Origin of the sequence: Candidatus Accumulibacter phosphatis (genome assembly GCF_012939955.1) — a bacterium.
Taxonomy (GTDB): domain Bacteria; phylum Pseudomonadota; class Gammaproteobacteria; order Burkholderiales; family Rhodocyclaceae; genus Accumulibacter; species Accumulibacter delftensis.
In genome coordinates, this window is record NZ_SPMY01000050.1 from 1 (window position 1) to 1,472 (window position 1,472).

At 63.0% G+C, this 1,472-nt stretch carries 1 protein-coding gene; it reads left to right on the plus strand.

Going from position 1 to position 1,472, the window contains the following annotated elements; genetic code table 11:
* Window positions 1–274: 274 nt before the first annotated feature.
* Window positions 275–1,048 (plus strand): hypothetical protein, encoded by a 774-nt coding sequence (locus tag E4Q23_RS16905; protein WP_169067723.1) that lies wholly within the window; start codon window positions 275–277, stop codon window positions 1,046–1,048.
* Window positions 1,049–1,472 lie beyond the last annotated feature (424 nt).

The window sequence follows — 1,472 nt, forward strand, 5'->3', positions numbered from 1 at the left end:
ACACCCCAAATCATGAAAGTTCATGACCGTCTTTCNTTCTCTTCCCTCGCCCCTTCTCCCGCGAGGGGAGAAGGGAGTTTCGTGAGTCGCTTGCGCGACTTTCACATTAAGCCAAGACCTCCACGACGGGGTCACCCGACGGGGGCTGGCTTTGACTTTTTCCCAAGGCACGGGAAAGGCCTGGCCTGCGTTTCGCTTGATGATGAAGTGATGTAGGCTCAGTCCATTTCGTCATTTCTCGGCGCGGAAGGTGGACACTACTGAGACTTGCCAAGTGAAGCCGATGAAGGTCCATGCCGATTGTCCCGCCGTGCCGCTTGCCAGCTTCTCGCTGGCGGTCGTCTTGTCCTGGCTGGCTGTCGGCGTTTGCCGTGCCGACGTGCCGACTCCCGAGCAGGAATGCCGCCTGCGCAACGCGGCGATCTGCGAGCTGAACGGTGTGCAGTTCATGGTTGACGGAGCTTGCCCGCCGCCGGCGCGGACGTTCCGGCCGCCGGGTAGCGAGCGTTGCGACGAAGCTGGGCGGACCGAAACCCGCAGCCGACAGCCGTCCCCGGCGCGCATGCCTGCAGCGCAAGCGGCTGCGGCGCCCACCGTCGTGGCAGCAGCGCCAACACCAACTGGCGCCGCCGCGTCGCCGGCCCCGGTTCGCGATCTGGCGTGGGTCGGGCGGGCCGAGCGCTGGCTCTTGCCGCTGCTGCTGGCGTTAGGCGGCCTTCTGCTTGCCGCTCTGTGCCTGCTCCTCGTGCGCGCGTGGCGTGCGGCTCGCAAGCATGGGCCTACTGGTGAAGCGGCGCCTGAACTTGCTCGCCCGCTGCTGCAAGGGGTGGTCGCTGCCGTCTGCGCGCTGCCACTCGGCTACCAGGCGGCAGCGCTCACTTTTGAGCGTGTTTTCTCGAGTGCCAACAACCATGATACGGCGCTGCCCTGGCTGCTCGCCGCTCCGCTCGCCGTGCTGGTGTTCCTGCTGGTCACCGCTCTTTCCTTGGCACTGCTTGCATTGCTGCTCGGCTGCCTGTTCAAGGGAGCCGGAAAGCGCTCGCAGTAAGCGGGGGCAGGCGGCAAGTTGAGGTACCGCGCAAGTCATTGCAGGCACTTCGGCCGCTGTGTCATCTGCCGTCGAGGCTTGGCCAAGCGCCCGCGATTTGTCGGAGTTTCTTACATCTGCTGCGCGGGGATGTCTGCGCGATTCAATTAACTGTCGATTAAACAAGAGTGTGCGATTTCGTACACACTCAGGAATAGGAATTGCTTATAGTTCTAAAACCCGTCTTCCGCGATAAGCAGTCTTGCTTCCTGCTGCGAGAGCTGTGTTGCTGACGTCAAGATTGAGTGTTGGAACCGTAGGCTCAAGCATCGCGCGCCAAGGCCGAACCGTGGCCAGGGACGCGATGCCCCCAGCCGTGTTCGTGCCAGCTGGCCTGGAGGAGTGGAACAATGGATACCGAGATCGCACTACGGTCGTACTGCTG